Annotated in this window: 6 protein-coding genes; 4 read left to right on the plus strand and 2 right to left on the minus strand. The window is 74.2% G+C overall.

Annotation, left to right across the window (positions count from 1 at the left end):
- The coding region (locus tag ACWEBX_RS35915) for a histidine kinase dimerization/phospho-acceptor domain-containing protein (protein WP_451888946.1) at positions 1–947 on the minus strand (947 nt) is incomplete at its 3' end.
- Positions 944–1,648 (minus strand): response regulator transcription factor, encoded by a 705-nt coding sequence (locus ACWEBX_RS35920; RefSeq protein ID WP_451888947.1) that lies wholly within the window; start codon positions 1,646–1,648, stop codon positions 944–946. The genes ACWEBX_RS35915 and ACWEBX_RS35920, both read right to left, overlap by 4 nt.
- Positions 1,649–1,891: 243 nt before the next feature.
- Between ACWEBX_RS35920 and ACWEBX_RS35925 the strand changes: the two genes are divergently transcribed.
- The 4 genes from ACWEBX_RS35925 (at position 1,892) to ACWEBX_RS35940 (ending at position 6,826) form a co-directional block, all read left to right on the plus strand.
- Positions 1,892–2,770: a hypothetical protein gene (locus ACWEBX_RS35925; protein WP_451888948.1), complete on the plus strand. Its 879-nt coding sequence runs from the start codon at positions 1,892–1,894 to the stop codon at positions 2,768–2,770.
- Between the two features lie 97 nt (positions 2,771–2,867).
- Positions 2,868–3,761 carry a hypothetical protein gene (locus ACWEBX_RS35930; protein WP_451888949.1) on the plus strand — a complete coding sequence of 298 codons (894 nt, stop codon included), beginning with the start codon at positions 2,868–2,870 and terminating at the stop codon, positions 3,759–3,761.
- 67 nt (positions 3,762–3,828) lie between these two features.
- Positions 3,829–5,850, plus strand: a complete 2,022-nt coding sequence (locus ACWEBX_RS35935; protein WP_451888950.1) for a hypothetical protein — start codon at positions 3,829–3,831, stop codon at positions 5,848–5,850.
- A 247-nt stretch (positions 5,851–6,097) separates the two neighbouring features.
- Entirely contained in the window at positions 6,098–6,826 is a 729-nt protein-coding gene (locus ACWEBX_RS35940) for a DUF4232 domain-containing protein (RefSeq protein WP_451888951.1), read from the plus strand.
- Positions 6,827–6,969: the final 143 nt, after the last annotated feature.

Here is a 6,969-nt window from a genome sequence, read left to right on the forward strand (position 1 = left end):
GCAAGAGCGACGTGGTGCCGGCGATCGAGATGGCGGTGTCCCGGTTCGCGGAGCTGAAGCCCGAGCAGCCGGGCGTGTTCGCGGCGCAGGTCGTCCAGGACCTCGGCACGGTCGGGAGCGGGCAGCGCCGGATGCTCGGTGAGGATCTCCAGGTTGGTCTGCATGCTCATCAGCGGCGTGCGCAGTTCGTGCGCGGCGGCCGAGGCGAACGAGCGGGCGGTGGCGAGCGCCTCCTCGGTCCTCGCGGCCTGTTCGTCGTAACGGCTCAGGACCGTCTGGAGGGTGTGCGCCAGATCGTCGACCTCGGCGATCCGCGCCGGCGCGTGGTCGAGCCGGGCGGTGCTGGTCCGCGGATCCAGACCGCCGGCGCTGTCCCGCAACCGCCGCAGCGGACGGCTCGCGCGGCTCGCCACCGCACCGGCCAGCAGCCCGGACAGCGGCGCGGCGAGCAGTGCCACCGTCACCACGCGCCTGCGCACCAGGCGCAGTTGGGTGTCCGCGGAGGTGTCGGGTGCGAAGAGCCAGAGTGTGCCGCGCACCCCGGGACGGGTACCGGACACCCGCTTGGACAGGACTCGCCAGGAGTCCCCGCCGGCCCGCAGCGTGACCGGCACCGGCGCGCTCGCGGGAAGCGTCACCCCCTGGTCCGGCTGCGGGCCGCCCGTGTACGTCTCCGACGGGCCGACCAGCCGGACGCCGACATCCAGAGCGGAGGTGAACAGCCGCCTCTCGCGGGCCCGTTCGACCGCCGCCGACCGGTCCGCAGCACTGGCGCGCAGCAGCCCGCGGGCGTCCTTCGCCACGGCCGCCGCGCTCGTCCGCAGATGGGCGTCCTGCTGGTCGTGCAGATCCGCCGCGACCAGCCGCAGCAGCAGCCAGCCGGTGGCCAGCACCAGGACCGGCACGGTCGCGCCGACGGCGAGGGCGATGCGGGTGGACAGCCTCATCGGCACGCCTCCGGCCCGTCGTCGCGCAGCACGAACCCCACGCCCCGCACGGTGTGGATGATCCGGTCCCGGCCCGGTGTCTCCAGCTTGCGCCGCAGATAGCTCACGAACGTGTCCACCGCGTCGGTACGTACGTCGAAGTCGTACCCCCAGACCCGGTCGAGGAGCTGATCCCGGCTGAGCACGATGCCCGCGTTGCGCGCCAGGACGTGGAGCAGCTCGAACTCCCGCCGGGTCAGCTCCAGTCGCCGCCCGTCCAGACTGACCGTGCGCGCCGTGGGATCCAGCGACAGCCCGCCCACCCGTACGGTGTCGGTGTCCTTCGGCGGCCGGCGCCGCAGCAGGGCCTGGAGCCTGAGCACCAACTCCTGCAGGGCGAACGGCTTCACCAGATAGTCGTCCCCGCCGGCCTGGAGCCCCGCGATCCGGTCACCGGTCTCGTCGAGCGCGGAGAGCATCAGGACGGGTACGTCGTTGTCCTCCTCGCGCAGCGTCCGGCACACGTCGATCCCGCTGAGGCCGGGCATGGAGATGTCCAGCACGATCGCGTCCGGCGGCGTCCGCCGGGCCGCCTCCAGCGCGGTCCGGCCGTCGTCGGCGAGATCCACGGTGAAACCGCCCAGCCGCAGACCGCGTTCGAGCGACCGTCGTATCGCCGCGTCGTCGTCGACGACGAGGACCCGGCCCCGATCTCCACCCATCACCACACCCCGGCTCGCAGGAACGGACCGTTTCGGGCCGGCCCGTTTCGTCGCCCATGGTGCACCAGCGGCTTCGTCGGCGGGCCCGCGCGGTCCGCCGCCGTACAAAGCCGTGGCCAGGCACGAAACGGTAACGAAGCACTTTGTGGAGGGTATGTGAAGGCCCGTGCGGCGTAATGTCCCGCCTTGCCTGGGTGCTCGTGGGGGGTGGCCCGGTATGGGGAGGGGAGTGTCATGGCCGCCATGACGCGTGTGAGAAGTGTGCCCGGAATCGTCCGGGGACGGCTGACGGCGATGGTCTGCGCGGGGCTGCTCAGCGCGTCCCTCGCCGGGTGCGGGCACGGCGGCTCGCCGACGGCCGACGCCTCGACGGCCTCCGCCGGAACGCTCGCGTCGGCGGCGCCGTCGTCCGCGGCCGCGTCCCCACCCGAGGCGACGCCCTCGGTCACCGACGTGGCGACGCCGACGGAGACACCGACCCCGGAGGAGGCCACGACGGCCGTCTCCCAGGAAACGGTGCCGGCCGGCGGCTCGGGGGCGTCGGCCCTGTGGGGCAAGGCGTACAGCGGCACCGCGAGCATCTCCGTCGACGTCTACGACTACTGCTCCACCGACGGGTCCCGGCACCTGGCGGGCAGTCAGACGTACTCCATGAACAGCACCCTCAACCTGGGGCGGCCGGAGTCCGGCGGCGACCAGACCGAGAGCAACCCGTTCTCGATGCTGTTCGCCGCGGGCTACGCCTCGCAGGCCGGCGCGGTGTCCTTCCGGTCGTCGTCGGTCAGCACGGTCTCGAGCCAGGACCTGGCGGGCAACTACCGGGATCCGAATCTCCTGCTGACCTACTGGAACATCGGCTGGTCCGACGGCGAGCTGGACGCGCGGCTCACGGATCCGCACGCCAGGGAAGCCGTCGTCCTGAACCTGCTCAACTGGCCCGGCCTGCTCGTCGCCTGTCGCTCCGACCTCGGTCAGATGCCCGGCGGCTTCCCGCACGCGCTGGCCGCCGGCACGACGTTCACGGGCCGCCTCGACAGCTCCGGGGCGTCGCTCACCGCCGAGGGAAGCACCACCGACGGCGCGGTCGCGTTCAAGTTCACCTTCGACGGCACGGCCTCGTGACGGCCTTATCGGCCCCCGTCTCGCGGACGAACCCGACGGGACGACGGGAAGGCGGGGCGACCGCACCGAACGGGGCGACCGCACCGGGGGAGGCCGCATGACGACGCCGGACCGGCTGGACACCTGGAGCATACGGATCGCCGAGCGGGCCGCTCCCGAGGAGAGCGGGTTCGCGGCGCAGACCGCTCGCGCGTACGCCGCGGGCGGCGCTCCCCGCCGCAACCTCTTCTCCTCGCCACGTCAGGCGTCCGGAGGCATGGGCGGCGGAGGGGTCGCCGTGCTTCCCGCCGTGCTGGACGGGCTCGCGTACGCCGCCGAGTCCCTGAAATCCGCCCTGGGCAGCCCCGAGTTGAACAACCTGCTGTCCGCGACGGGACTGCTGGTCGGGTTACGGGCCGAGCGGCGCGCCGAGGCCGCGACCCGGCGACCGGGGGAGGACGGTACGGTCTCACCGGATGAACGCCCGCCGACCGGGCAGGGCACACCATCGCGGCCGTCGGCCCCACTGCCGCCGTTACCGTTACCGCCAAGACCGGTGCACGGCGACGGGGGCGAGCCGGACGGTGCGGCCGACGGCGAGGACTTGGCCGGAGCCAGGCCAGGAGTGGCGTCAGGAACCGTGCCGGGAACGGCGGTTCCCTCGGGCGGCGCGGACGCCGGTTCGGGCGCCCCCACGGCCGACGTCGTACGAGCCGCCCTGCGCATGAGCGCGCGGCTCCGGGCCCGCGGGCTGGCCCCGGACGAAGCCGACGAACTGGCGGCACGGCTCATCGCCCGGCTGGTCACCGAGGACGACCCGGTGGAGGCCGCGGCCTTCCTCGACGCGCTGGTCGGTGAGGAGCCGCCCCCGCCGCCGCGCGGCCCCGACACCCGGCGCCCGAAGCTGCGCCGACTGCGTTCGGCGGCGTCGCGCCTGCTCCACCGCGCGGACCGCCCCGGTACGACCCCGCACGGCCCTTCGGCCGGCCCCGGCACCACGGACCAGGAATGAGTACGGCGCCGACAGCAGGGGAGCGCCGCCGACCGTCCCGGCGCGCGGACCGAAGCCGTACGACGTCATGAGCCGGCCGCAACCGCTCCGGCCCGCCCGGTCCTGGGGGCCGCCGCCCTGGCTGTGGCTGACCCTGGCGCTCTTCCTCGCCCAGCTTCCCGCGCTGATCGGACACACCCTCGACGTGAGCACGGGACTCGGCCACGTCGGCGAGGCCGGACGCGGCCGCTTCGTCACGGCGGTGCTCAGCCTGGTCCAGCTCCTTCCCCAGTTCTTCCTGCTCGCCGCGGTCCTCGCCCTCCTCGCCCCGCGGGCACGCTGCCGTCGCGTCGAGCGCCGCTACGGACTCCTGGCCCCCGACGACCCGCTGATGGCGCCTCCGGCGCCGGCACCCGGGAGCCGGGACGGGAGCGCCCAGCCGCACTTCGCCGCCGCGATGACGGCGTTCGTCCACGCGCACGCACCCGGCACCCGGCTGCGTCTGAGCACTCAGGACGGCATCTCCGCCCGCGTCTACCCCGGCGGCCGGCGCGCGGCACACGTCGGCGTCTTCGCCCCGCTCGTCCATCTGTGGCACACGGACATCGACGCGGCCCGAGCCGTCCTCCTGCACGAACTCGGCCATCTGCGGAAGGGCGAGCAGCACGCCACCGGGCTCGGCAGCCCCTTCACCGCCCTGGTCCGCGTCTGGCCGTACGTCCTCGCGGGCCTCGTGGTTCTCCCGGTCACGCTGCTGTTCGTCACGGGCGACGCGACCGCGTCGCTGACGCTCGCCGAGGTCGTCCTGGTCCTGGAGAGCGTGCCGAAGGTGCTGCTCCTCGTGGTGGCCGCGCTCTGGTCGGCGGAGCTCGGCGCGGACCGCTTCGCCGCTCGGACCGCGGGCGCCGACACCGTCGTACGCGCTCTGCGCAGCCTGGAGAAGGGCGATCACGGAGGTCTCGCACGGCTCTGTCATCCGCCCGTCGGCATGCGCGTCCGGTGGGTGTCGCGAGCCGGGACCACCCGGGTCCGGCTCCTGTCGACGCTGCTGTGGCCCCTGGCCCTGTTCGCCCAGTTGCCGCTGACGATGCTGGGGGCGTTTCCCGCGTACCTGCTGCTGGGCGCGTCCGCCGACCGGGCCGGCCGACAGGTCCTCGCGCTGGCCCACGAGTCGCTGGCCGGGCAGCCCGCCTGGTGGGCGACGCTCGCCATCGCGCTGGTCTGGCCGTTGGTGACAGGAGAGCGACCCGCACGGAGGGATCCGCCGACGACGGATCGGTCCGCGGCGGCCGGGTCGGCGACCGCCGGGCCCGGGACATCCGGGGCTGGGACATCCGGGGACGCGGTAGCTCGGTCTGGTGTGGCCCGGTCCGCGGCCGTCTACGCGGTGGCCGTCCTGCTTCCGGCGGTGCTGCTGCTCGTCGGGCTGCTGCCCCTCGCCTCCCGCCCGGCCGGCGGAGTCTTCGCCGATGACCCGACGGGGCGGACCACCCCGGCCGCCACGCGGGCACCGGGCGGCGGCGGAACCGATGCCGGAGCGGGGGCCGGGACCGATGGCGGACCCGGAACCAGGGCCGGACCCGGTGTCGGGGCGACGGCCACGGCGTGTCCCGGTCGTGCCGCGCCGCGCGATCCGAGCCGGCCCCCGGGCCTCCCGGCCTTCACGGCCGGAAAGCCGTCGCCGTCCAGCGGCGGTCCGGATCATTCGGGGGGACCCCGCACCTTCCGCACGCTCGCTGTCATCTCCGCCGATCCCGTCTCGGGCACGCGCTCCCAGGCCCAGGAGGTGGCCGACCATCTGCGCGGGGCCCGCTGGACCCTGCGCGACGACGGAACCCTGGCGGCCGGCCTGGCCGATTTCCCCGTCCTGCGCACCACATCCGTCGACGGCACGACACGCCTGCTGACCGGGGAGCGCACCCGGCGCACGGACGTCAGCGCGACCACGACCTGGATGGAGGCGCGCCTCGTCACCGGCGCGGGCCCGACGGTCCGGCTGGACCTCGTCAGGGCCGTGACCGGAGCCACGCGAGCGGTGGTCGACTGCCGCGAGTTCACCTCCACCTCGACCACCGCGCAACGCCTGTCGCTGACCCTGGGGGACGGCTAGGGCCTGTCCGGCACATGCGCGTCGCCGGGCGGACGGGAATTGTCGGACAGGCCCGGGGGCCGCTCCGGCGCCTCCGGCCGGAAGGCCGGGGCTGTCGTCCGGTCCGGCGGCCCCGGGGACCGGTAGCCGCCGCGTCACCGTCGTGTCACAGGCCTGTGCGCGCGTGAACCACGGCAGCCGTCCGTCGATCTACAACGACGAGTGCCGGTGAACGTCCGGCACCTGAACATCTTCATCGGGGGACTACATGCAGTACGGGACGCACTACGGGTCGCGGATCCGCGGAGCCGCTCTGGCCATGGCGGCCATGTCCGCGGCCACACTCCTCATGACCGCCTGCCAGCCCGGCCCGGACACCGCGGGCTCCGGCACCACCTCGCCGTCGGTCACCGCGAAGAAGCCGACGGCCTCGGCCTCCCCGACGCCCGCCAAGCCGTCCGGCGGGACGGGAGCCCCGGCCAAGCCCGCGGGCGACTCCTCTCCCAAGGCCTCCGCCTCGGTCCCCGCCACCGCGACACCGGCGACGAAGACCAAGACGTGCGCGGCGGAGTCCCTGAAGGCGTTCATGTACCAGGCCGACGTACGGCCCCCGGGCACCGGAACCGGCGCCGCCGTCGTCGAGTTCACCAACATGTCCGGAGCGACGTGTGCACTCCAGGGGTATCCGACCGTGGCGGGCGCGGCCAACGGCTCCCCCGAGAAGAACAAGCCGCTGACCGTGAGCCGGACGGGCCCCTCGGCCAAGGTGGTGCTCGCCCCCGCCGCGAAGGCCTGGGTCAAGCTGACGTTCGTCCAGGTCCAGGGCGAGGCCGACGGCTACTGCGTGTCCGGGTCCACCCCGGTCAGCTACCCGACCCTCGTGGTGGGTCTCCCCTCCAGCGGAGCGCACCAACTCGCCCTCGAGGACGGCGGAGTGCTGGCCGAGTGCGACAACAAGGTGACGGTCACGGCCGTCACCGCGACGAAGCCTTCCTGACCCCTCACCGGCGCGCTGCCACCGTCGCCGGCCAGGGTTGCGAACCGGGCCACGCCCGCTTCGGACCCGTCCCCTGGACCGGCCCGGCCGACGGATTCACGGCCGAGGGCGTGACCTGCGTCGCCGGACAACTCACCGGCAGC

This window comes from Streptomyces sp. NPDC005070 (genome assembly GCF_053600395.1).

Bases quoted from the DNA above. Each gene is read 5' to 3' on its own strand.
- ACWEBX_RS35920 (WP_451888947.1), bottom strand. From the start codon at position 1,648: ATGGGTGGAGATCGGGGCCGGGTCCTCGTCGTCGACGACGACGCGGCG.
- ACWEBX_RS35925 (WP_451888948.1), top strand. From the start codon at position 1,892: ATGACGCGTGTGAGAAGTGTGCCCGGAATCGTCCGGGGACGGCTGACG.
- ACWEBX_RS35930 (WP_451888949.1), top strand. From the start codon at position 2,868: ATGACGACGCCGGACCGGCTGGACACCTGGAGCATACGGATCGCCGAG.
- ACWEBX_RS35935 (WP_451888950.1), top strand. From the start codon at position 3,829: ATGAGCCGGCCGCAACCGCTCCGGCCCGCCCGGTCCTGGGGGCCGCCG.
- ACWEBX_RS35940 (WP_451888951.1), top strand. From the start codon at position 6,098: ATGCAGTACGGGACGCACTACGGGTCGCGGATCCGCGGAGCCGCTCTG.